Origin of the sequence: Paenibacillus tianjinensis, assembly GCF_017086365.1 — a bacterium.
Classification (GTDB): domain Bacteria; phylum Bacillota; class Bacilli; order Paenibacillales; family Paenibacillaceae; genus Paenibacillus_AQ; species Paenibacillus_AQ tianjinensis.
On the sequence record NZ_CP070969.1, the window covers coordinates 4,897,821 to 4,922,077 of the forward strand.

Genomic DNA, 24,257 nt, shown 5'->3' on the forward strand with positions numbered 1-24,257 from the left:
CGGCAGCTGCTCTAAATATCCTGAGTCTTCACCCGGGTAAGCAGCAGGAAGATCACTGCCGCACAGCCAAACAAACTGATGAAATGGGTTGTTACAGCGCCGCTGTTTCCTGAGAACCCGCTGAACAATTCTGTATTCAGCTCCGTGATCCACCGGGTAGGCAGAATTCTGGCGAAGCGCTGCATCCCTTCGGGCATAATCGAGCTGGGCCAGAGTGTTCCTCCGAGCATCGCCAGCGGCAGGGAGACTACCGTTACCAGCAGGCGGCCGGTGGATTGCTTGGTGGTACGGCTGACCAGCAGCAGGCCAATCCCTGCAGCAATAACATTCAGCAGGCCGTAAGCCAGGACCAGCAGCAGCAGATGAGAGGCGGACAGCTCCAGGTCAATTCCGAAAGCTCCGCTCATCAGCGCAATCATCAGCAGGAACTGGACGACACCGATTGCTGCAAATACTGAGACAGTCTGGAGATAGTAGCTGAGCTTATTTTTAGCCGTCAGCAGTACCCGTTCTGTGGTCGAGTGAACCTTATCACCAAGGAACAGCAGCGTATTGGTCATTGTCAGGAACAGCATGATGAAGACAATCATGTTGAACGTGCTGGTCAGCACCACTGCGTGCGGATTGCCCAGAATACTCGGCTCCACCTTAATCGGTGCCGGGGAACCCTCCATAAGCTTCATATTCTGCTTGAAGGCTCCTGCATCCGGAGCATTTTTGGCCAGCGTCTGCAGGGAAGAGAAGACGCTGTTCAGCTTCACTTCGAGTGATTTTGAATTGAAATTGGTTTCTTTGGCATAGCTTTCAATCTTCATTCCATCCGGGCTGGCATACAATTCATCGGCCGTCTGGGAGAAGACAATTCCGAGATTGGCACTGCTCTTAATGGCACTGTCTGCATCCTCCGCATGAATCAGGGTCACATCCTGCTTTTCCAGCATGGCAGAGACATAAGAGTCAACCGCGGGGTCCGGTGCATACAGGGCTAAGGTAACTTTGGTCGCATCGTTATATTGCGTGACTACCATAAAGGTAAAGAGGATCGGCAGCAGCACCATGAATATAAGCGTCAGCCTTCTTTTCACGATCCGTTTCAAATAGAGTTCAAAGATTCTCATCTTATCTGACTCCTTTCCGTGTCAATGAGAAGACGGAGATGATCACAAAGCCTAAGGACAATGCCAGCGCATTATAGACAGGCATCAGATGAATTACACCCTGCTGGATATAATCGAACAACGGCTGCTGAAACACCTCGTTAATGCTGAGCTTGCTGAGTGAGCCGAAATCCAGCTTGATAAATCCGCCGCCGATAAACGTCATGACCGGAATCAGCAGCGAGACAATACCGTCCAGCGCCTTCATGCGGCGTCCAAGCACTCCGAGAAACAAACCCAGCGCATTGAAGAAAACCGCTCCCACGATGATGATGAACAGGACCACCAGATTGCTTGCGCCATAGGATACATTGAAGAACAGCTTGGCACAGAAGACGATGATCAGTCCCTGAATAATGGAGATCGAGCACCCGGTCAGCCATTGGCTGACTACCAGCGACATTTTGGAAAGCGGAGAAATGAGATAGCGGTCGCCAAGTGCCTCATTGTACTCCTCCTGAATGAAATTCATTGTGTTGGCCAGGCCGTAAAAGAGAATCAGCACCAGCATCGTCACTCCGTAATAGCTTAGCCCTGACATATTGCCCGCATCACTCTGCTTCTCTGACGTATTTCCTGCTGTCAGCAGATTGCTGTAAGCATGCTGATACACGATAGGCTGGTTATTCCGTCCAGACACATCCATCGCCTGATAGCCATCCCCGAAGGCGGAGAGGGTCAATGCTGTGATGTCCACCTTATCGATGTTCTGGTCCTTGCCGTAGATGGTTACTGCGCTCTCCTGCTTGGCATTCACCCCTTCCGTTAAACCGGCCGGCAGATAAATATATTGGTCATATTCATCAGCCTCCAGAGACTTCCGGGCCTCCTCCGCGCTCTCCGCGACCGTTACCTTGTACAGCTCTTGGTTCTCCTTGCCTGTCAGAAAGGACACAATATCCTTACCGAGCTGTCCCTTGTCCTCATTGACCACAACCGTGCGGGTCTGAGTGATGTTGATGGCTCCCGCTGTCTTCTCCGGCTCAGAATGAAACATGGTGGATAAGGCATTGCCGAGGATTACAATCAGCAGCAGCGGCAATAGAATGTAGTTGACGAATACGACCGGACTTTTTATTTTCCGTTTCATGCTTGTCAGATAAATGGTCCACATGGCTAATCCCTCAAATTCTTCTTGGTTAATTTGAAGAAAACCTGTTCCAGATTCGGCGAGATGTATTGAAAGCTTTTGACCTCATCACCGAATCTTGCTTTAATTTCACTGAGAATGCTGACGTTATTCTTCGGGACAGAGAGCTCGACCGTGTTCTCGTCTGTAGAGATCACCGTGTATTCCGCCAGCCGCTCGGCATAAGCCGATCCCTTTTGCTGGAACTCAAGCTTAAGAATCGCCTGATCGGTGTGTGCCTCCAGAACTTCGCTCAGCCTGCCTTCACAGAGCAGCGTACCTTTGTCGATAATGCCAACGTGAGAGCAGATTTTCTCTACCTCCTCCATGTAATGCGAGATGTAGACGATGGTTGTGCCCAGCTGGTTCAGCTCAAGAATGGCATCCAGAATCCGGTTGCGCGACTGGGGATCCACACCTACAGTCGGCTCATCCAGAATGATGACATCCGGATTATGCACAATGCCGCAGGCGATGTTCAGCCGCCGCTTCATCCCGCCCGAGAATTTCTTTGGCTTCTGCTTGCGCTCGTCCCACAGCCCGACGAATTCGAGTGCGTAGCGGACCTGATTCTTCAGCCGTTCCCCCTTCAGGTTGTAGAGCTTGCCGAAGAATTCCACATTCTCATATGCCGATAGATCGTAGATTAGCGCCAAATCCTGCGGCACATATCCCACCCGGCTCTTCGTGCTCTGATTGGGATACTCGTTGAACCACTGCAATTTACCGTTCTGCGGGTTCTCCAGCCCCAGCATCACCTTGGTCAAGGTTGACTTCCCGGCTCCGTTAGGGCCCAGCAGTCCATAAATTTGTTTGTCTGTGATAGAGATTGTTAAGCCGTCCAGAACGGGTTCCTTTTTGTTGTAGCTGAAATCTATAGCCTCGCCTGAAAAAATTGTCCGCATTGCTGTTGTACCTCCTACAAATGTTGTGAGCTTCTGCTCCTTTGACATCCTCCGAACGAATTCACTTAGGAATTCATTGCGAGGCCTGTTTCCTACATTCACAGTGTAGCATCGGTGCAAAAGGATATACTTTTATGTCATAACAGGCGGATTTTAGATAATAACTGCATGATTTTGCGCACAAAAAAAACGGCCATGCCGCCTTTCAAGGCGCATAACCGTTTAGTGCATACCCTATTCAGATTGCATAACCTGCTCTGCTGAATCCCTGGCATAATCGCTGAACGTCGAGAGCACACTGTTGTACTCCTCGATATCCTGCACGCGTATGCCTTCGTGAAGCTGCTTCCAGATCTCTTCGGGGAGCGAGGATTTCATCGACCCCATATCCATTTGGAAAAAGGTTTTCAGCACTTCTTCTCCTGCCGGAGGCCCTTTGAACAACGTCAGATTTCCTTGCTCATCCACCCCGATGTAGGCATCCTTTTTAGTCAGCGGCGATAAGTCATTTACCCGCTGCTCCAGCCACAGATCGCCTTCCTTGCTGATCCAGCCGTTCCAGCCCGGATGATCCTCAATCAATGCCTTCAGCTGGGCGGGACTCTTCACACCGGGCAGTGTCTCCACTTCCTCACCTGCTACATAAGTGGTCTGCAGATGCACTGTTCTGCTGATGCCTCCGCGGCTCACCGCTTCCAGCAGTTGTGCGCGGTCCATTGCGGTACTGCTGTCCTCCCTGTTATTCCCGGTATGATAAACGGCTGCCAGAGCCGCTACACTGTCCCCCTGATTCCCGTTCTGCAGCGGATTATACAATTCCCCCGCTGCTGTAGGGATCCTCCATTCGGAAGTACTTAGCAAACCGCTGATCTCTTCCGGAACCTGCATGCCGCGCCAGGCCAGCACCGTTAATGCGATACAAGCCGCTCCAACCCAAGGGGCTTTTTTCCACCGTCTCCATCGCCGCCACAGTTGTTTTTTCAAGCGAAAAGCGTTCACTGTAATCCCTTCATTCTGGTTTTTTCCTATTGTGACCTGTGAAGGGGGCAATTATGCGCTTTATAGATTAAACTTGTGATTTTTCTATTTTAGGACAGGTCGTGACTACAGAGAATGTTTGGACTTCCGGCCGCTGTTGTCTGCAGATTTCTTGATTTATACCGTTGCCACGGTTGAAATCCGCAGACTGTTTATGCTTACGATGCTAGCTTTCCTTCGGAAAGCTTTCAGGCGGACGCTGCCGCTCCTACAGTTCCAAACTTCTCTTCCGTCACTTCTCCTTAAATGTTTATCTTCAAGTTAAAATTATATAAGGCAAAAATATTATTGTGTTCCCGTTACTACTCCGTGAGCAGCGGGTTCTCAATTGCGCCCATGAACAGCCAGACTCCGGTTTGTATGTCTTCAATAATATAGATAAACGGCCGGTTCACGATCATTTCAAAAGGCGCTTCAGCTGGAGAAGCAGCTCCCGCGAGCATTCCAACCAGCGTTGAAGCGGCAGCTTCTGTTCCGGACTCATTCACGTCGATGTATGTTTTATGGATGATACTGCTGATGAAGATGGGAGTTCCCGTATCCGCAAGTGCTGAGAAATCCCCTTTGCGGGGGTCAAAAGCAAGCTTCACTCCCAGAGCCTGCACCGCTTCCTTCAAGTCTGTACCATAGCTTGCTGTGAACCGGGGCAAAGAAAGCGATCCCTGCTTACCCGAAAATTGATCATCTGAAGGTAAACCGTCTTTAGCCAGGTGATTAAGAAGCGTATTTAGAGAAGAATCCTTGGCGGGAAGAATCACAATCATATGCATCTGGCCCTCTCCGTAGGGAAGACGCACGGCCTGCCAATCCTTATCTTCTGCATATAGAAAGTGACCAGCCTGATTCATCAGGGGAACCTCCACAGCCGGACCGGAGGCGGGATAGAAATCATCCGGATGCGTATTTCCCTCCAGAAACACTTTCTTCCATCCACCCTTGAAATATAGTGCGTTTACAAGTACGGCAACACTTTGCGCTCCGGGCGGCTGCTCCAGCATCCTGTCAATCTTCCCTGACGTGTGATCAGAGACCCACTCGTTAATCTCTTTGACCGATTTCTCTCCAGCCAAATCTGCAGTCCGGATCTGGGCATCATAGTAGTCTTCACTTGCTTTCAAATATCCTTTGCGAAGCGGTATATCTTGATTAGCCCATACGGAGTTAGCCAGCTCAAGCTGAATGCCGGGCCCGGCATCGTTCAGCAGCGGCAGCAGAGCACCCTCACTAGTATTAAGCTGATCCAGTTCATCAGGAGCATAGCCCAGCAGCTTGCCCAGCTCCTCTGCCGTTTCTCCCTTACTGCCGTTGTAGGCCAGCGCCAGCGCAGCGGAAATGCTGTAAGGCGAAATCGTCAGATTCCTGCCTCCGCCGCTCTGCTCTCTCAATTGGCTGAACAGCTTAAGCCCAAGCTCATTGCTCTGCCGGGCAAGCCGGGAATTCAGCTTCTTAGCCGCATCTGCTCTTTCGCTGAAGCTCATTGAGGAACCCGCAGAACTGCAGCTGGTCAGCAGCAGCAACGACAGAAGCAATGCCAATATCTTGTTCACGACCCTTCCCCCTTTCACAATAATGGCTGAATGTATGTACCGAACATCCGCATACCATCACTGACGCGAGGAATTGGAAAAAGTTTCAAGAGTGGCGGCATACACATTAGGAATATCGGCTTCTGGATTTGCTATAGATATATGGTATTATTTAACAAAAAGAGGATTGAGGTGACATTTAGGATGTTCAAACGGTCTGATAAGATATTTATTTTCATCCTCTAATGGATGTATACCAAATTAATAAAAGGAGATAGTTAACTTGCATAAAAAGAAATACTTCACCCTTTTACCACTATTCCTCATTCTAGGGATCATCTTGGCCTTCACTCTTCAATCCACTACAAGATCATTTGCATTATTTACAACCGCGATGGCATTTTGGATGACTTACTATGTTTGGATTTATATTGAGAAGCTGATACGGAAGAATAACGAATAGTATTTGTATTTGTTCCCCATGAGTATCTCGTACTGTGCAACAATCAGGATGACTCTCGATAAAAAAGCTTTATTAAGTTAACGGGCATTTTATGGAGAAATGAGGTATTTGTGGAATTATATGTTATTATGGATTATTTGAAAATGGGGGAATCAAAATATGGAACGTAAAATTCAACTAATGGAAACCTACGTAAATATCGACTTTGGAAACTCACCCTTTTTAAAATTAGATAAAGGGTTGCAAATTCCATACTCTTCAATCAAGGGAATAACAACAGGTAGACCGATACCAAATGCTTTTAAACTATATGGTGCTTTATTAGGAGGAATGAGAAATGGGTTATTTAGATCAAATGGTGGTTATCAACTGCACTTTTTTGAAAATGAGCTTGAAACTCTTCATTTAGATTTGAATAGCTATAAAGTTGGTAAGTTCAAAATATCAAAGTTGATCATTGGTGTTAAAAATCCTGAAGAAATAAGTAAAAATATTTCCGAAAGAGTGAAGTAATAATTTGTTGATGAACTGTTCTTTGAACTAACGGAAAACGTTAATGAAAAAAAACAGCAGCAGTCTATGACTTTGATTTTTAGTTCAGAGCTGCTGCGATAAGCTGTACTATCTCTCCCTAAGTGCGCCGTATGCGTCTACTGCTCAGTGTCGTGGATATTTTCTATTCTATTAGCACAGAACCGATTACTGGATAGTCTTAAGTTATACTGCACTAAGAAACCAGCGAATCGCGCTCCACATCAGCGATAGCGGAAGCGCTAGCCTCTGAGACCACGGCATGGGAGAGCGTAGCGGCTCCCCCATTGATTAGTATGGTCAATCGCTCGGAAATGGGGGTACACTTTTGGTCGTAACCCATTCAGCGATTGTTTCCTTCCTGATACAGTCAAAGACTAAATGGTTGCATTTATGATCCACATAACACACTGACGAAGTGAATGGGAAATATTTGAATAATGGCGCTCTAAGCGTTAGGAATAACCGGCAGCAGGATATGGCTTGGATAGCTGCTGTCATGGCAGATCGTCTGTTGCACGGTTACATCCTCTGTATCCTCATATGGATTATTTCCGGTATTGGTATTCGGGAAAGCGACAAATTTACTCGACGAAGTAATGGTAAAGCGGATGCGGTGTCCCTCAGCAAAGGTATGTGCGATATTTTGCAGGAAAATATCATACTTCTCCACCTGTCCCGGAACCAGCAGCTGCGGCTGCTCCAGCCCGTGCCGGTACTTCGCTCTGACAATGTAGTTGGAGAGCCGGATGGAATCTCCGTTCTCATGCACATCACTGAGTGTAACGACCCAATCCGTATCGGCCCCCGTGCTTGCAGCATAGATAACCGCAGACAGCTCTCCGGCAATAGTCAGCTTATCCGCTAACGGTTCGCTCGTGTACACGACAATATCGCTGCGCAGCTCATGCTTACGCATATTCTCCGGCTCCCGCTCCCCGCTGTCCGCAACAGGATCAGCCGGATTATAGATATAGGTGTCTGGAATGGAGTTCTCTTCCGGCTGGGATACTAGCCTGCCGTCGCCGAGCGACGAATTCGCCCGCCCGCGGCTTGCCAGGTAGAACGGGGTCACTACCGCTTCGGCAGGTGTCCAGTCCTCCGACGTTCTCCATTTATTTTCTCCTACCACGTAATAAGCAGCTCTGGGCTCCTCATCGATACCATTCGGGATCTCCTTCAGGAACCGGTCGAACCAGCGCAGCACGGATACATCGTAATCGTACACTACGGCGTCGTTGCCAAAACTGACCCCCATCAGGTCCCGGGCCCGGTTCGGTCCATGCTCCCAGGCGCCAAGACGGATTTTGCGGTTTGGCACATCATGCTCAGTCAGCATCCGCCACGTCTCCGATACACCGGGACTGTCCCCGTCGTACCAGCCGGAGATTACGTACATTGGAACCTTTACCTGCTCTCCGCGTTCGGTGAAGGTGCAGTTTTTCCAGAAGTCATCGTATTCCGGATGCTGGCTCCACAGCTCCCACGGTCCTGAGGTCCTGCTGATCATCTGCTGCGGAATGTCCCGGATGGGTCTGGCATCTACAGCTGCCTCCGGGTTCACCGTTACTCCGCCAAAAATATCAAAATCCGTCCGTGTACCCACCGATTGGGCCAGCGTCCAGGACAGCAGCGGCCAGGAGCAGAGCGTCCCCCCCTTGCGCGCAGTATCAACGAACGGTGAACCTACATTCACTTCGTCCACAACCGCTTTGAGGTTCGGATGCCCGCTCGTTGCCGCCGCTACCACGACATAGCCCAGATAAGATGCGCCCCACATCCCGACTTTACCGTCAGACCAGTCCTGGGCAATAATCCAGTCAATCGTGTCATAGCCGTCATCGCGCTCATGATAGAAAGGAATAAGCTCGCCTTCCGAATCCGCCCGGCCACGGACATCCTGGGATATTACAGCATAACCTTTGTTCGCCCAGCGCATAAAAATCTCTTTTTTCCCGTTCCGGTCATAACAGGTTCTTACCAGAATTGTCGGCAGCTTCGTTCCCGGCTTGATGCCTTCGGGCAGGAATACATCGGTAGCCAGCTTGATGCCGTCCCGCATCGGGATCAGGAAAGTTCCGAGATCATTGACACCATATTCAGGCTTGGACAGCAGCGGCTCATCATATTCGGTAAGCGGAGTCAGCTTCTCGTATCCTGCTTTGACGATCATCTCAATGCCATAACGGTTAGGCGTCAGAAAAGCAATCACTTCCCCGTCCAGCGTGACCACATCCAGCGCGGTATCCCCCCTTAATGCCCATACCTGAGAGGCCTGCAATTGCCCGGAGATCTCCGCCTCATAGCGGATATGCTTCTGATACACGTCGCCGCTATCCAGTACAACCTCTTCTCCCGCCCATTCTGCGGTTTCGTAAGACCTGAGCTGCCGGGCTATTTTAGCAAAAGGAAGTACATATTTCGCCCCTGGATCGAGCACGTTATCCTGCATTTGTGTGCGCCGGCGGACATCTACCTTGGCATGCATGATCCCTTGTTCCGTGAAATGGATCTTTCCGCTATAGATGCCCGAACAGTAGAAGTTAAAGCTTGTTGTATGTAAATATGTAGTCATCGGTGTAAAACCCCTATCCGCAAATTTGTTCGAACACCCGCAGCCAATTCCCGCCCATCATCTTCGCAATCTCATCATCCGTATAGCCGCGTGCGACCAATCCCCGGGTGAAATTGATGAAATAGCTGTACTTCTCTAGTCCGGCTACCGTTTCCGTAGAAGGTCCGTCCCCTTTGGCAAAACCCAGCTTCGGAGCTATGTGTTCTTTAAAATAAACAAGAGACCAGTCCAGATCGCTCATCGGCCAGTCTGTGCCAATTCCCACATGATCTACACCAACAAGCCGGATAACGTATTCCATATGATCCAGCACATGGTCAATTGTCGTATGATCAGGGTCCTCATGCACAAACCATGGCATAGCAAAGACTCCGATTACGCCGCCTGTATCCGCAATAGCGATGATTTCTTCGTCGCTTTTACAGCGCATATGGTGATAAATCGCTTCTGCGCCGGTGTGCGAGGCAATTACGGGTGTGCGGGAAACTTTACAGGCATCAAGTGTCGTTTGTTTACCGCAGTGTCCGGTATCGACGATGATACCCAGCTTGTTCATGCGCTCTACGAACCGGACACCGAAATTCGAAAGCCCGCCATTCGCCTGCTCCGCACAGCCGGAGCCGATCAGATTCTGCTTATTGTAGGTTAGTTGCAAAATACGCAGTCCAAAGTGATGCAGTACCTCCAGCAGCTCCAGATTGGTGCCCAGCGCATCCGTTTCCTGCGCCGTCACGATGCCCGCGACACGTCCTTCCCGCTTGGCCCTGCGGATATCCTCAGCGGTCAGTGCTTTTACCAGCCAGTCTGCGGAATCAAACTGCAGCTGCACCTCGCCCATGCTCGTAATCACGCTCTCCATATCATTCAGATGCAGCTCACGGTTGCCGGCGGTAATCCCTGACATGTACCATTCCTCTTTGTACTGGGGAATTTCCCCGCTTGCCGACAGCTTGGTAACCCATTTAGCCGGCATAGCACTGTAGATCATAGGCTCTTCCTTGTATGGCTCACTGAGTTCTTTGATCGCCTCAGAGACAGCAGCGGGGATCGCACGGGGAGACAGCGGGCCCTGGAACAGCAGGTCGATGTTAATGTTCTGCTCATGCAGACGCTGCGCGCGCTTCTCCTGTTCCTCCGATAAATTGAAATCATACATTCCTGGTTGCAAGCTCACTTGTTAAGCCCTCCTGTACGCCCGAAGCTCTGACAATTAAATAGAGCGGCGTTACTTCATTATTCATAATAGATTGCGGAATTACCAGACAACCTCAACACCCTTATGGAATATTACTGCCTGATTATAGATATAATCCGCTGCGGCCAAATCTTCAATGGCCAGGCCCAGCCCTTTGAACAGCGTAATCTCCGCAGGATCAGCCCTGCCCTCAATCCGGCCTTGAAGCAGTTCACCGAGCTCACCGATGATATGCCCCTCCCGGATGACTCCCTCACCCAGCGGAATGAGATAATCTCCCGCTTCATGGACTGCGGATTCCAGCCGGTCCACATAGAGCCTGGACATGGCCGCAAGCGCCGAATCCAGCTCACGGTCCTGCGGCCTGCATGCGCCTACCGCGTTAATATGTGCGCCTTTGTTCACCCATTCGCCCAGCAGCACCGGGACGGTGGAAGCGGTCACCGTACAGATGATGTCCGCGTCCTGAACCGCGTCACGGACCGTGGCTGCCGCGGTAACCTTCACATTCCATTTGGCGCTCATCTCTGCCGCAAATTGCTGCGCTTTGGACCCTGTTCTGCCCCACACCCGGACCTCCCGGATGTTTCGAACCAGCAGCATTGCTTCCAGGTGGCTCACCGCCTGTTCTCCCGTCCCCAGAATCGCCAATATACCAGCATCCTCCCTCGCCAGCAGCCTGGTTGCAACAGCGCTTACTGCTGCTGTACGGATAGCTGTAATTTTCCGCCCGTCCACGACCGCTTTCAGCACACCAGTTGCCGCATCAAACAAAGCGACCGCCCCTTGATGCGAAGGCAGGCCTGCATGGTGATTATGCGGGAACACACTGATAATCTTAGCTCCGGCTGCCGCTTCCTGACGCAGATGCCCTGGCATAAGCCCCAGCAGATTACCTTCGCCAAGCGGCAGCACCTGCCGGAGGCTCTGCACCGCTTCCCCTGCGGAGAGTGCGGCCAATACCTCCTGCATCACATTGATACAAGCTTTCATTGATAACAAATCCGCTACATCATCTCTGTTAATAACCAGCATTCCGCCTAGCCCCCAGTCCTGTTTTTTGCATCAACTTCTTTTATCATAGCGTCATCTATGCCTTTTGAGAAATACCGGAAGTAAAATAACTGCAAAGCTTATCTTTCTAAGCTATCATTTGCTATACTCTATATTAGTGGTTAAAAAGTTAAAAACTAAAACAAAGGGGATTTCCTATATGATCATTCAGCCTAAAACACGCGGCTTTATCTGCACCACCGCCCATCCCGAAGGCTGCGCCAAGCAGGTTCAGCAGCAGATTGACTATGTAAAAGCACACAAGAAGCTGAGCGGGCCTGTTAATGTTCTCGTGGTCGGCGCTTCTACCGGATACGGACTCGCTTCGCGGATTACAGCCGCTTTTGGTGCCGGTGCGAATACCATTGGCGTATTCTTCGACAAGCCTGCTGAGGGTGCACGGACGGCTTCCGCCGGCTGGTATAATTCCGCCGCTCTGGAACAAGCCGCTGCCGAGCAGGGGCTGAAATCCTTCAGCATCGTCGGCGATGCCTTCTCTGACAGCATCAAGACCAAGACGATTGAGCTAATCAAAAAAGAATTCGGCACGGTTGATCTGGTAGTTTACAGCGTGGCTTCCCCGCGCCGTACGCATCCGGTTACAGGCGAAACCTTCTCCTCCGTCATCAAGCCTGTCGGCAGCGCGTATACGAACAAAACGATGAACTTCCACTCCGGCGAAGTGTCTACTGTAACCATTGAACCGGCTACAGAGGATGAGGTCCGCCAGACGATTGCCGTCATGGGCGGAGAAGACTGGGGCATGTGGATTGACCAGCTTCAGGAAGCAGGAGCGCTTGCGGATGGAGCTACTACGGTGGCCTATTCCTATATCGGACCGGAAGTTACCCACCCTATTTACAAAGACGGAACGATCGGCCAAGCCAAAAATGATCTGGAGAAAACAGCTATCGCACTGAATGAGAAGCTGAATGCTACGGGCGGACGGGCTTTTGTATCGGTGAATAAAGCACTTGTCACCCAATCCAGCTCGGCGATTCCGGTAGTACCGCTTTATATCTCTGCCTTGTACCGGGTCATGAAGGAGAAGGATCTGCACGAAAATTGCATCCAGCAAATGTACCGTCTGTTCTCAGAGCATCTGTATAACGGAGGAGTGGCGGCAGCGGACGGAAGCCACCTGATCCGGATTGATGACTGGGAAATGCGTGAGGATGTGCAGACTGAGGTAATGAAACGCTGGAGCACTATTGAAACCGCCAATGTACCTGAGCTGGCCGATCTTGCCGGCTATCAGGATGACTTCTTCAACCTGTTCGGCTTCCGCACAGAAGGTGTAGATTACGAAGCTGACAGTGAGCCAGCAGTGGATATTCCGAATTTGGTTTAGCACGGGTTGATTACAGGTTTAATATACATCGTGAACAGCAAAGAAGCCGCTCCCGTCAGGGAGGCCACTGAAAAACTCGCCTTTCTTGGTAAAAGCAAGAATGCGTATCAAAAAGACGACATCCATTCTGTTTCATTCGATTGGATGTCGTCTTTTTCTCGCGTATTTCTTTAACTTTGGCTACTCCATGAGTTTCAATATTCGTTTTAAATTGACAGTGAATATCGCCATGGCTCCCTGAATTTCCATGCCAACCAAACCCGAGGAGAACGCAATGTCGTACCCGTGTCTGTGTTTGAGTTCACTATTCTTGGCTTCAATTTTATATCGTTCTTTAGCTTTGGCCTTAAATGCTTCACTTTCCTGAAACTCAGCTTGCTTTACATGCTCGGTGCTCTTTATGCTCACCGAGTACGTTTTGCTTTGGGCGCCTTCTTTGTAGCAGCCTTCCTTTAGCGGACATCGCTTGCATTTTTCAATATCAAAATGGTACGTGTTCGTTTGGTTTTTGCCCTGACCTTTTTTCCCTTGCCGTGCTCTACGTATCGCCATATGCCCGGCCTTACAGACATACAGACCCGCATCTTTGTTAAACTCAAACTCATCTTCCTTCTTGCGGTTTCCTTGGGTAATCATTGGATGTAATTTGGCCACAAGCTCAATTTCATGTTCGGTGCTGTACGCAATGTTATCTCTTTCGGAATAGGCGGTATCTCCAATTACCGTTTCCACGTTCATGCCTGCGGCCTTGCTTTTTTCAATGAGGGTCTGTAGCTCTTTCCCATCCGACTTTTCCCCTGTCGTAATCGTTGCTGCCGTAATGATTCGTTCTTCGCTCATCGCGATATGCGTTTTATACCCGAAAAAGGAGGAGTCCGCACTTTTGTGGCCCACTTTGGCGTCGGGATCAGTAGAGGTTTGCAGATGTTTTGCGTCGTCAATAATCGTTTCTTTCAACAGGTTTAACGCCTCACTGACTTTGGGCAGCCCTGTGAATCGTCCGTCTTGCTCAATCACTGCAATGAGCTGCTGGCAATATCCGATTTCATCCTCCAGCACATTTGTAACAGGTTTAGCCGGAAAGGCACTTTTCATGGATTCATCTAAGGTATAGATCGCTTGTCTTACCTTTTTAGAGCGTTCTCGCAGCACTTCTTGTGGGCTCTTTTGGGTATATCGGGCTTTGGTATGAGTGGCATCTACAATAATGGTTTTGCTGCGAATGATGCCTTTTTCAATGGCGATTTCTACCGTTTTACCAATGAGCAGATCGAGTAACTTCATATCTTTCAGTCGCAGCTTGCGAAATTTGGTCAGTAGACTGGGGTCAATGACCCCTTCCTCCGGAGCCATATGTAAGAAAAACTTGAACGACAAGTCGGTTTTGGAGCGTTCCACCAGATCGGCGTCGGATAAGTCATAAATGGATTTGAGCAGTAAATATTTAAACATTCGGACCGGGTCTACTGCAGTTCGACCGTTCTCATGGCAATACCTTTCGTTCAGTTCCTCATAAACAAAGCTAAAATCTACCAGCTCGTCCATGCGACGCAGCAAGTTATCTTTAGGAATAAGTATATTGTAAAGCTCGATATACGGGCTCAAGATAAAACTCTGCTGCTCAGGAAGCATGAAGACCACCAGCCTTTGATTTGATCCTTTAATTATACCGAAAAAAAGAGACATTCTCCTCGGAAAAATGGGGAGAATGTCTCTTAGAGATCTTATTGGACTTTTTCAGTGGCCTCCCGTCAGGGGGCGGCTTCTTTGCTGTCGTAAACTGCATGAGTCGCAGCCCGGGCGCCCCCGCTCAAAACCGCAACATAGCTAATAATTTGCACAACAAATCAATACAGCGCCAGGACTATAATGAACATAATAACAATGAAGCGATACTATGGAGGTTATTATGAACTGGAAAACAGCAATTGAACACACGCTCGTAACCACCCGCCTCAACATCAAACGCTTTGGAGGCTCTTTTCCGATTGTAAGCCTGGGAGACGGCAAATATCATTTGACTGACCATACCAGCTGGACAGAAGGATTCTGGTCCGGAATTTTGTGGCTGAGCTATGAATACAGCAAAGACCCGGAGATTCACGCCGCAGCTATCCGAACGGTTGATTCTTTTAAGAAACGCCTGGAAGCGGAGCAGTCGCTCGATCATCATGACATCGGTTTTCTCTACTCGCTCTCTGCCAAGGCCCGCTGGATTGTAGATAAGGATGAAGAGTCCCGTCTGCTGGGGCTACAGGCAGCCGATATTCTGATGAAGCGCTGGCGCTCTGTTCCGCAGCTGTTTCAGGCCTGGGGACCGGAAGGCGATGTGAACGACGGGGGCCGGATTATTATTGACTGCCTGATGAATCTTCCACTGCTCTATTGGGCAACGGAACAGACCGGCGACCGCAGGTATGCCGACTGTGCCAGCATTCAGGCTGAGAAAAGCCGCCGGTTCCTGGTGAGGGGAGATGATTCCTCCTACCACACCTTTTATTTTGACCAGCTGACGGGAAATGCCATTCGCGGAGGAACCGGACAAGGCTTTCAGGACGGCTCCACCTGGACACGGGGGCAGGCCTGGGGTGTTTACGGCTTTGCCTTAGCTTATCGTTATCTTAAAGAACCGCGTTTTCTAGAAACCTCCAAAAGACTAGCCCGCTATTTTCTGGAGCAGCTGTCCGGTGATGGTATTGCGTATTGGGATTTCGATGTTCCGCAGGAGCCCCCCACTCCCCGCGACAGTTCGGCTTCGGCCATCTTTGTATGCGGCATCCTTGAGCTGCTGGAGCACTTGCCCGAGGGTGATCAGGACCGGGATGTACTTGCTGAAGCGGTGGGCAAGTCTATGGATTCCCTGCTGGAGCTCTATTTTACTGCAGGCAGTCCAGCAGAGGAAGGTTTTCTCCGGCATGGCTCCTATTCTGTCAGAGGGAACTCTTCGCCTGATGATTTCATGATCTGGGGGGACTATTTCTTCCTGGAAGCGCTGCTGCGTCTGCAGCAAGGCGTTCCGGGATATTGGTATGAACGCTAAACGGATGTGCATCAGTTATCCCCTTGTCTTCCGATGGCCGATAGGAAAAGAATGATCTATACTGGAATTAATAAAGGTTAATAAGGGAGCGTTTCATGAACAGGAACGATCATTCACCCCAAAGGCTTGAACCTGGATTACTAATGTTCAATTATAAATATGAAAATGAGGACGCCCACTGGTTTCACGCTCACAGGGGGATTGAGCTGCTGTATATTTACAAGGGCCGCGGCGAAATTATGGCAGAGAATCAGACCTACCCCATCCGGGATCATACGCTGGTCTGGTTTCAGCCCTATCAGCTGCACCGTGTGATGGTTCCTCCGGCACAAGGCTGTTCTTATATCCGGACCAATCTGACCTTTGACCCCAGTTTTGTGGAGCATTATCTTTCCGCTTTTCCTTTCCTGGAGAAATTTTTCCGCAGGATGTGGAAAGGCAGCCTGCGGAAGCCGGTTTTCTATGAGATGCAGGACACCATGATTCCGGATGTGCTGGAGGAAATAGATCATTCCATCACTAACCCTGCCGCGGACAAAGAAGAAACGATCGGGTTTCTGATGCTTCAGCTGATCCGGCTGCTTCAAAAACAAATGTCTGATGTCATGGGCGAAGTCAACCCGCTGCATTCGCGTGGAGGATCACATGTAGAGCGGATCACCGAATGGCTGGATGAACATTACCAAGAGCCCTTCAGCCTCGAAGCACTGGCTAATACGATGCATCTGTCACCGTATCATATTTCGCATGTATTCAAGCAATTTTCCGGCATCACGCTGTCCGAATATTTGATGCAGCGGCGTGTAAGTGAAGCGTGTATCCTGCTTGCCAATACCGCTAAATCCGTTCAGGAGATCGCGATGGAGGTGGGCAGTTTTTCCCCGTCCTATTTCAGTCAGATGTTCAAAAAAAATAAAGGGATTTCACCGGAGAAATACAGAAAGAGCATCCGCTGAAATCAATCTAATGAATAAAACACAAAAAACCGCCCTTTTATAAAATGGAAGTGATAAGCAGCCATTTTACGAAAGGGCGGTTTGCTGTTTAAAACCTTGTCTATAAAATGACCTCAACCTTGACGGATGAGCGTCCGGGAAATGCGGGCAGAATGTTGCCCTCTACCGCTTCACCGTCGACCGTGATTTGCCGGACACCTTTGCAGACCCTGCTGGCATTCGTAACGGTGATGTCATAGACACAGCCCCGGAATCGCCGTTTTACCGTAAACCCTTCCCATCCGGCAGGAATACAAGGGTCGATGGACAGGCCTTCGAGCACCGGCTTCACCCCCAGGATATATTGGGTAGCAGCAACATACATCCAGGCAGCCGTACCGGTTAACCAGGAGACATTGGCGAGACCGAATTTGTCAGACTCCGGCCCAAACAGGTTGGAGGCATAGACGTAAGGCTCGGCTTTGTAGCGCCATAAGCCTGCCTTATCCATGGCCACGTTCGGCAGCAGCTGGCGGTAATATTTGTAGGCCAGGTCCCCCCGGCCAAGCATGCATTCCGCAATAATGGCCCAGGTATTGGCGTGGCAGAATACCGCCCCGTTCTCCCCCGTCCCCTTGTTGTAATTGGTCAAAGGGTCAGCGGGATCGGGAAAGCTGGTGATGGACGGATGGATTTTTTTGATGCCGAGCTCCGTGTCCAGCATTTCATACACGCTGTCCATGGCCTGCAGCCCCTTCTCAGGGTCCGCCATGCCTGACATCGTCGCCCAGGTCTGGGCGTTGAGCCAGATTTTGGCCTCGTCATGTTCGTCACTGCCGAGAAAACGTCCGTCGTCCATGATGGCCCGCCGGAACCAGCGTCCATCCCAGCCAATGCTGTTGACGAGTTTACGCTGACTCTCATACATAGCTTCATACCGGGCGGTATCCTCCGGATGGCCGCCAGCTGCGGCAAGATCAACCATCCGCAGCAGCACCGTTCCAAGCTGCATCGATGTCCAGATACTTTCGCCCCGCCCTTCCCGGCATACACGGAACAGCTGGTCGTTCCAGTCCGAGCGCAGCATCAGCGGGAATCCGCGGGACCCAAGCTGCGACGCGGTGAAATCAACCGCAGCCTTCAAATGCTCATACACTGTTCCCTCGCCGCCGTCATAATAAGGTATCTTAGTGTTCAGAAAAGCGGCATCTCCGGTTTCCGCAAGCAGATCCCATGCCGCCAGCGCAGTCCACAAATGGTCGTCGGAGTGGATGCTCGTTACCGGGTCCCAGCCTTCGTTCGGGAAGAAGTAATGGTTCACATGCCCGTCCTTGTACTGCTGTCCGAGCAAAAGCCGCAGCTTGTCAAAGGCGAGCTCCGTGTCGAAGGGCACGACTGCCAAAATATCCTGTGCAGTATCCCGGTAGCCGACACCACGGAACGTGCCGGTGGCGTAAAAAGAAATGTTACGCGAGAACAGAAAGTTGCGGTGCGCCTGGTACGGATTCCAGATGTTGATCATCCGCTCGGCATCCTTGTCCGGCAGCCGGCTCTCCCATGCGCCAAGGTAGCTTGACCAGTTCTCCTTAAGCGCCTGGAAAGAGGATTCTACGAACCCGGCTTCCCGGGAGCGGGCAATTGCCCGCGCAACCTCTTCCTCATCTGCTGCAGTCCCAAGAAATACATTGATCATGCGGCTCTCCCCCGGCTGGAGCGTAAGGTTGAACTGCAGCGCCCCGCACGGGTCGCCGCCCATCAGCGTCGATCCGGTGCAGCCGCCGTTCTCAATCGCTGACGGATTGGATTCACTGCGGTAGCTGCCGATAAATTCCTCGCGGTCACCGTCATAGCCGGCTAGAGGCGTATCCGATGCCAGATAGACAAGCGGCGTCTCCTCCGGCTTCGGCTGATTTTCGACCCCGTACCGGTACACCAGTCCCTCCGCTTCATGATATTGCACTGAAACCTGATGTTTGTTGTAGCACTGCCACTGCAGCTCACGCATAAATTCCATCATGCCAAACTCAGCGTATGCGTAGACCTTCAGCTCCTGCGGTGCACTGCCCTGATTGGTCAGGGTCAGATTCCAGATCAGCGAATTCTCATAGGGCCCGACAAAATACACTGTTTGCGCCGCTATACCGCCCTGACTTGCCTCAAAACGCGTATACCCCATGCCATGGGCACTCTTCCACACCTCCGGTTTCTCTAAAGCGGGTTCGCTGGTCGGGCACCAGTAACGGCCTGTTTCTGCGTTCTGTACATAGATATACGGGCCTGAACGGTCCATCGGCAGGTGGAAGAACCGGTAGCGTGTAATCCGCCAGATCTGGGGCGACTTGTAAAAAGCTACACCTCCGCCCGCATGCGACATCATGGTGTGAAAGGTACCGTTCGACAGGTAGTTCATCCATGGCGTCGGCAACTCATGCCGTTTAAATTCCACCTCCTTCTCTTCGTCCCTGAAGGTGTAGTAATCTTTCGGATCCGTATATTTGAAAAGCTCGGCTTTCACTTTGCTTCAGCTCCTTTGTGATGGTAATAGCTTATTTCGGCTCGACTTCATCCAGGGTAAGACGGTATTCCAGGCCTTTCATATAGGTGCCGTCTTCGTTCAGAAAAGTCAGGCCGAACGTCAGGTCTCCGCCCGTTCCGTGCACGATCGCAATCAGCCGGTTAAGACCGGTCTGCAGGGTAAGCTCACGCTCCGGTTCTACCACCAGGGCACCGTTCAGATAAATCTCATAAGGTGCGGATGTGTTGATGCGCAGCCGTCCCCGGTGAAGCTGCCCGGCAGCCCCCTCTTTATCCGGAGTCTGCACGAAGCAGCTCAGAAACCAGGGAACAGATCCCGCATCCGCGATGCGCAGTGTACCCTCACCGGAACGCCGCTCTTTCTTCTGCATCCAGCCGTAAAGGCCTTCCCCCAGATTATTCAGAGAAAACTCCGGATCGGTGTAATAAGCCTTCATCTCACCATAATCGACATGGGGCGGACAAGGCAGCGCCATCATCGTTTCCACGGCCCACTCCCCGTCCCCCTTCACGCTGTCCAATAGACCGTCATCAAAGGACACACCCAGATTGGCCAGCAAACGGGTATACAGGCGGAGCGCCTTCTCACTCTCCGGGTCTGTTAACAGCTGGGAGCAGAGTACAGAACCTGCACCAGCCTTAGCTTCCGCCAGGAAGGTTCCAGCGGGCCGGGCGTTTCTGCGGTTCAACTCCACCAGTGCCAGACGGCTGTATTCGGACGTGTAGCCATGCACGAAATAGTCCTTCCAGGCCGTGCCTTCGACGCTCGTACAGAGCACACCGGCGCCTTGAATCTCCAGGCTGTCGGCTGCCAGCACGCGGTTCTTGACCTCCCGCGGCGACAGAAACACCTTGTCGAACCCGAACAGGTCGACAGGGCTGAATCCCTGCACGGCGGCGTAGGCATAGTCCGCCGCCAAGTGATACGTCTCGTGCGGTACCACGCGCACGGGACGGTCCAGCAGGCGGGCAAGCGCCGCCTGCTGGTGTTCCTCCGCCGGCAGGAGCAGCACCTGCCCGCCGGCTTCGGCATGACGCCGGAGCGCCCTAGCGGCTCCCGGCGTCTCCAGCATGCAGGCTTCGGCCACGATCAGGCCGAAGTCCTGCAGCCCGGCGCGCGCGGCAATGCCCGGCGCGCCGATCCAATCCGGCGCTGCGGGATCCAGCGCCGTGTACCGCAGCCGCAGCTTCGCAAGGAAGGCTGCGGCCTGCCCGCCGCGGCGCACCAGCGCTGCCGCGGGCAGGGCCTTAGCCCCGGCTGGCTCCGCGCCGCCGGCGTAGGCCAGCAGGTTCCGCAGCAGCAGGCAGGCCTGCGGAACCTGCTCCAGACTGGCCATCAGCTCCAGCTGGTTGGCCAGGAACATGCCCTCGCCGCTGCGGTACTCCAGCAGCGGAGACCACAGATCGCCGCCGTCTCCGAAATCGCCGGAGCTGCACTCCAGCAGCAGGTTGAAATTACCTGCCGCCGGCTTCTCGAAGGCAGCATGGATGATCGGCTCCGGCCCCTCTTCATGCAGCTTCTCCTGCCAGAACATCAGGTCCCTGTCGCCAAGCCCCTCCAGTACCGGATGCCGGTAGCTCCCGGCATGGGCGCGGAGGAAGGGCCGCCGTGAGAGCGTCAGCTTGCCCAGCGACAGCTGGTTCTGCTCCAGCAGCAGCAGCCGGCCGCCCCGCAAGGCAAAAGCCTTCAGCAACGCCTCGAGTGTGCCGTCACCATCCTCCGCGCGGCTGCCGACAATGAGCAGATAATCGGCCGCCAGCTCAGCCAGCCGGGAACGGTCTATCCTTTCACAGCCTGGAACAAGCCGGCGGATCAGTACGAAATCGCGGTCCGCTCCCCAATAGGCCGACCGCCGTTGTACGTTCACTGGCCGGTTCAGCAGACTTGCCGGCATAAGCCTGTAGTCCAGGCGCAGCTCATGCACCTGCCGCCCGCTGTGGAATAACTGCGCTGTCAGCACCGCCTGCCCGCTTTCAGCCGCGGAGGCCGGCATCCATTCCAGTTGAATAATCTTATGCCCGGCAGGGGGTTGAACGAAGTCGAAGCTCTGCTCATGCACGGTCTTCCCGCCCTGCCGGATAACGAATTCCGCCCTGACTTGCTGTGCAGACAGCGTGTCATTGTATACGTCGAAGCTGCGGGTAACCGGCTTATCGTCATAGAAGCAGCTATTATATTCGGCAGCGATGATCGTTGCCGGCTTGAACGCCTCTGCCATAATCGCAAAGGCCGGATTAGGGGAGTACAGCGGATACTCCTCCGGCAGCATTCCGTTGTTGATCGACAGCGAATAGGCCGGAATGACCCCCGGCTTCACTCCGGCAGTATCCGTGCCGGAAGGCGGCAGGACAATGTCCCGCTCCGGCATCGCCTGCATGAAATAATGGGCGAAATTGAAGGTGGAGATGCCGGACACTCCCTGCCGTCTGGCGTACTCCACAAACAGCCGCTCCTTCAGCGCCAGCCCCGCCGTGCTTTCATCTGTACCACGGTAAGCCTGCAGGCCGTTGTACATGCTGCTGTTCTGCGGACAAATATACCACCAGCCGCCATGTTCCCCGAAAGTCAGCGGAACTGTCCGGTCCCACTGGCTAATCGTGCCGTCGATGTTGTAATGGCGGCTTTCCACTTCGGTATGTTCTTTTGGCAGCAGACGGTTGTCCCCTTCGGCGATAATCGCGCGGGTAGGATCAAGACTGCGGATCTCGGCCATCAGGCCGGGCATATGCCCCTTGAAGCCGTCCCGCCCGTCCACCCAGCGCATTTCGTTCTGCAGGCTCCAGAGAATGACAGACGGATGGTTTTTGTCGCGCTGCACCAGCCTCCGGACATGCTGCCGGCAGTTCTCCACATAAGCGGGATGGTCGGCCAGCATCGATTTGCCGGAGCCGTAAATCGCCGTTTCATCGATTAGGAGCATGCCCTCTTCATCAGCGATGCGCAGATAATCGGCAGGGTAGGGCTCGGCATGCAGCCGGATACTGTTGATACCAACCGCGCGGCAGATGCGGTACCAGTTGCGGATGTAGGCTTCGGTCATCTGCAGTCCGCCCTGAAAATGCCAGGAGTCACCGCGCAGATTGACCGGGATGCTGTTCAATATAAACTGTGGGCCATCGCACCAGAATTCGCGGAAACCAAAAACTACAGCATGCCTGTCGATAACCTCCCCGTCTTCGAGCAGCTCCAGCACCGCATTGTACAGAAACGGCTCCTCCGGGCTCCACAGCCTGGCGTTGCTCCAGTCCAGCTGGAATGAAGCACTGTATACTTCCCCGCCCCGTTCGTTTTCACAACGTCTAAGACTCTCCGCTGCGAGGGCATCCACATGTTCGGCCGCGCACTCCGCAGACAACACCGGACTGGATTCAGCTTCTAATCTATAATGTTCCGCTCTATACTGTTCCGCCCCTGGCCCTTCCGCAGACTGCTCTAGCACACCTTTTTCCCATATGCTCAGCTTTACCGTAAGCGGGCCGCGGGCCGCTGCTGTGTCTGTCCCGGCAGCAAGCGCCTGCACCCCGATCCGCCCTTCCCTGACGGAAGTCCGGATCGTTACGTCCTCCAGCGCCATTAAGGGGTAACCCTCCAGATACACGTCCTGCCAGATCCCCCGGCTGATTCTTCCATACCAGGAGCCCATAAGCCCGGTGATTTTGGACATGCCGCCGGGAAGCGTCACGGTATCAAATCCGCCGCACACCACATGCAGCTGATGCTCCTGGCCCTGCTTTACTATGGAAGTAATGTCGAGCCTCAGCGGTAAATACCCGTCTTCCCAGACACCAACCTCCTGCCGGTCCACATAAATGACAGCCTTCTGCATAATACCGTCCAGCCGCAGTACGATCTGCTGCCCGGCCATACGCTCCGGGACGCGGAAGCTCCTGTGCAGTACACCCGCTTCCGCGGCATCCCATGCCTCCGGATAACCGTGAAGGTCAAACGGAGCATACGCATACTTCGGAATTTTGCCGAAGCTTTTGCCGTCCGGCTCCGGATAGGTCCTCCTCCAGCTGGAGGGCACCTGTACCTTGCGGGCTTCATACATTATTTTTTCGGGAAGCCTGCGGCATTGCGGCTGATCGTAGAGGGGCATGAAATCCCATTCCCCGTTTAGACATAGCAGATTACGCATCTCTTATTCCCAGCTTTCCGGCGAAGGAGCATACCTCGAGCACCAGCGTAAGCTTGCGCCACAGCTCCTGGCCCTCAGGTGCTCCCTCCCATTTGATAAAATGCGGCTCCATCACTTCCGCCCAGTTATCCGGACGCAGCGATGTCTTCAGTTTTCCTTCATAGGGGGCAGGCTCCCGGGTATCCGGCTGCTCCGCATAAAAAAACAGCACATTCTCATGCAGCCCGATGATTCCGTATTTATCGCCGTCCCCAGGCCGTTCCTCCTGGTATTGATAGTGGTAGTAAACGTAGCTGGCAGCCTCTTCAGGCTTCAGCAGCGCAAGCCGTCCGTAAGGCTTGCCTTCAGGACTGCGGCGTTCCCAGTGCTGCGCTGAAACCGGATGCTGGTAATGAAAAATATCCGTCAGCGGCGCCCAGCGGCGTCCCCTTTCCCCTCCGGGCCAAACGGCAAGCTGCTCCGAGGCTCCCGGCAGCAAAGCTTCCGGGGGAACCGGCGCCCCCGCACATTCATAATAAAGAAACAGCTGGCTGCTGCAGGCAAACAGGCTCAAATGGTCTACATGCAGCCGGTCCATGGCTTCGGTAAGCGGAAGTGAGATTTCCCGGCTGCGGAAAAAATCAGCCGCTTCCCTGCCTTCCGGCCCCTCCGCTCTGTATAAACAGCGCTTCATGCTGCACCTCCC

Annotated in this window: 16 protein-coding genes; 4 read left to right on the plus strand and 12 right to left on the minus strand. The window is 52.5% G+C overall.

All coding sequences use genetic code 11. From position 1 onward, the window contains the following. Positions 1-11: 11 nt before the first annotated feature. The 5 genes from JRJ22_RS22780 to JRJ22_RS22800 form a co-directional block, all read right to left on the minus strand. A complete protein-coding gene (locus JRJ22_RS22780) occupies positions 12-1,118 on the minus strand; it encodes an ABC transporter permease (RefSeq protein ID WP_206101634.1) in 1,107 nt (368 codons plus the stop codon). A 1-nt stretch (position 1,119) separates the two neighbouring features. Then, positions 1,120-2,271 carry an ABC transporter permease gene (locus JRJ22_RS22785; protein ID WP_310829855.1) on the minus strand — a complete coding sequence of 384 codons (1,152 nt, stop codon included), beginning with the start codon at positions 2,269-2,271 and terminating at the stop codon, positions 1,120-1,122. 2 nt (positions 2,272-2,273) lie between these two features. Continuing rightward, positions 2,274-3,191, minus strand: coding sequence for an ABC transporter ATP-binding protein (locus JRJ22_RS22790; RefSeq protein ID WP_206101636.1), 918 nt, complete (start codon positions 3,189-3,191; stop codon positions 2,274-2,276). Between the two features lie 234 nt (positions 3,192-3,425). Next, on the minus strand, positions 3,426-4,175 hold the full coding sequence (locus JRJ22_RS22795) for a BofC C-terminal domain-containing protein (RefSeq protein ID WP_206101637.1): 750 nt from the start codon (positions 4,173-4,175) through the stop codon (positions 3,426-3,428). Between the two features lie 356 nt (positions 4,176-4,531). Beyond that, positions 4,532-5,776 (minus strand): serpin family protein, encoded by a 1,245-nt coding sequence (locus JRJ22_RS22800; protein ID WP_206101638.1) that lies wholly within the window; start codon positions 5,774-5,776, stop codon positions 4,532-4,534. A 601-nt stretch (positions 5,777-6,377) separates the two neighbouring features. On the opposite strand from JRJ22_RS22800, the gene JRJ22_RS22805 reads away from it, so the two are divergent. Then, positions 6,378-6,731, plus strand: a complete 354-nt coding sequence (locus JRJ22_RS22805; RefSeq protein WP_206101639.1) for a hypothetical protein — start codon at positions 6,378-6,380, stop codon at positions 6,729-6,731. 466 nt (positions 6,732-7,197) lie between these two features. On the opposite strand, the gene JRJ22_RS22810 is transcribed toward JRJ22_RS22805, so the two are convergent. The 3 genes from JRJ22_RS22810 to JRJ22_RS22820 all read right to left on the minus strand — a co-directional run bounded on the left by JRJ22_RS22810 (position 7,198) and on the right by JRJ22_RS22820 (position 11,554). After that, positions 7,198-9,324 carry a CocE/NonD family hydrolase gene (locus JRJ22_RS22810; RefSeq protein ID WP_206101640.1) on the minus strand — a complete coding sequence of 709 codons (2,127 nt, stop codon included), beginning with the start codon at positions 9,322-9,324 and terminating at the stop codon, positions 7,198-7,200. Between the two features lie 13 nt (positions 9,325-9,337). Beyond that, positions 9,338-10,498: a dipeptidase gene (locus JRJ22_RS22815; RefSeq protein ID WP_206101641.1), complete on the minus strand. Its 1,161-nt coding sequence runs from the start codon at positions 10,496-10,498 to the stop codon at positions 9,338-9,340. Between the two features lie 81 nt (positions 10,499-10,579). Next, positions 10,580-11,554, minus strand: a complete 975-nt coding sequence (locus JRJ22_RS22820) for an ornithine cyclodeaminase family protein (RefSeq protein ID WP_206101642.1) — start codon at positions 11,552-11,554, stop codon at positions 10,580-10,582. A gap of 178 nt (positions 11,555-11,732) precedes the next feature. Here JRJ22_RS22820 and fabV point away from each other — a divergent pair, with 178 nt between their 5' ends. Continuing rightward, the gene (gene fabV, locus JRJ22_RS22825; protein WP_206101643.1) at positions 11,733-12,923 is read left to right on the plus strand and encodes an enoyl-ACP reductase FabV; all 1,191 of its coding nucleotides are present in this window, start codon (positions 11,733-11,735) and stop codon (positions 12,921-12,923) included. 180 nt (positions 12,924-13,103) lie between these two features. On the opposite strand, the gene JRJ22_RS22830 is transcribed toward fabV, so the two are convergent. Continuing rightward, positions 13,104-14,555: an IS1182 family transposase gene (locus JRJ22_RS22830; RefSeq protein WP_206101644.1), complete on the minus strand. Its 1,452-nt coding sequence runs from the start codon at positions 14,553-14,555 to the stop codon at positions 13,104-13,106. A gap of 277 nt (positions 14,556-14,832) precedes the next feature. Between JRJ22_RS22830 and JRJ22_RS22835 the strand changes: the two genes are divergently transcribed. After that, the gene (locus JRJ22_RS22835; protein ID WP_232380931.1) at positions 14,833-15,963 is read left to right on the plus strand and encodes a glycoside hydrolase family 88 protein; all 1,131 of its coding nucleotides are present in this window, start codon (positions 14,833-14,835) and stop codon (positions 15,961-15,963) included. Positions 15,964-16,106: 143 nt separating this feature from the next. Further along, positions 16,107-16,919 (plus strand): helix-turn-helix transcriptional regulator, encoded by an 813-nt coding sequence (locus tag JRJ22_RS22840; RefSeq protein ID WP_206101646.1) that lies wholly within the window; start codon positions 16,107-16,109, stop codon positions 16,917-16,919. Positions 16,920-17,019: 100 nt separating this feature from the next. Here the strand turns inward: JRJ22_RS22840 and JRJ22_RS22845 are convergent, their stop codons facing one another. Genes JRJ22_RS22845 through JRJ22_RS22855 form a run of 3 tightly spaced genes read right to left on the minus strand, consistent with a single transcriptional unit; the run spans position 17,020 to position 24,245 of the window. After that, positions 17,020-19,413: a GH36-type glycosyl hydrolase domain-containing protein gene (locus JRJ22_RS22845; protein WP_206101647.1), complete on the minus strand. Its 2,394-nt coding sequence runs from the start codon at positions 19,411-19,413 to the stop codon at positions 17,020-17,022. A gap of 31 nt (positions 19,414-19,444) precedes the next feature. Further along, entirely contained in the window at positions 19,445-23,572 is a 4,128-nt protein-coding gene (locus JRJ22_RS22850) for a glycoside hydrolase family 2 protein (RefSeq protein ID WP_206101648.1), read from the minus strand. After that, positions 23,565-24,245, minus strand: a complete 681-nt coding sequence (locus JRJ22_RS22855; RefSeq protein WP_232380932.1) for a hypothetical protein — start codon at positions 24,243-24,245, stop codon at positions 23,565-23,567. Before JRJ22_RS22855 ends, JRJ22_RS22850 begins: the two co-directional genes overlap by 8 nt. Between the last annotated feature and the right edge of the window lie 12 nt (positions 24,246-24,257).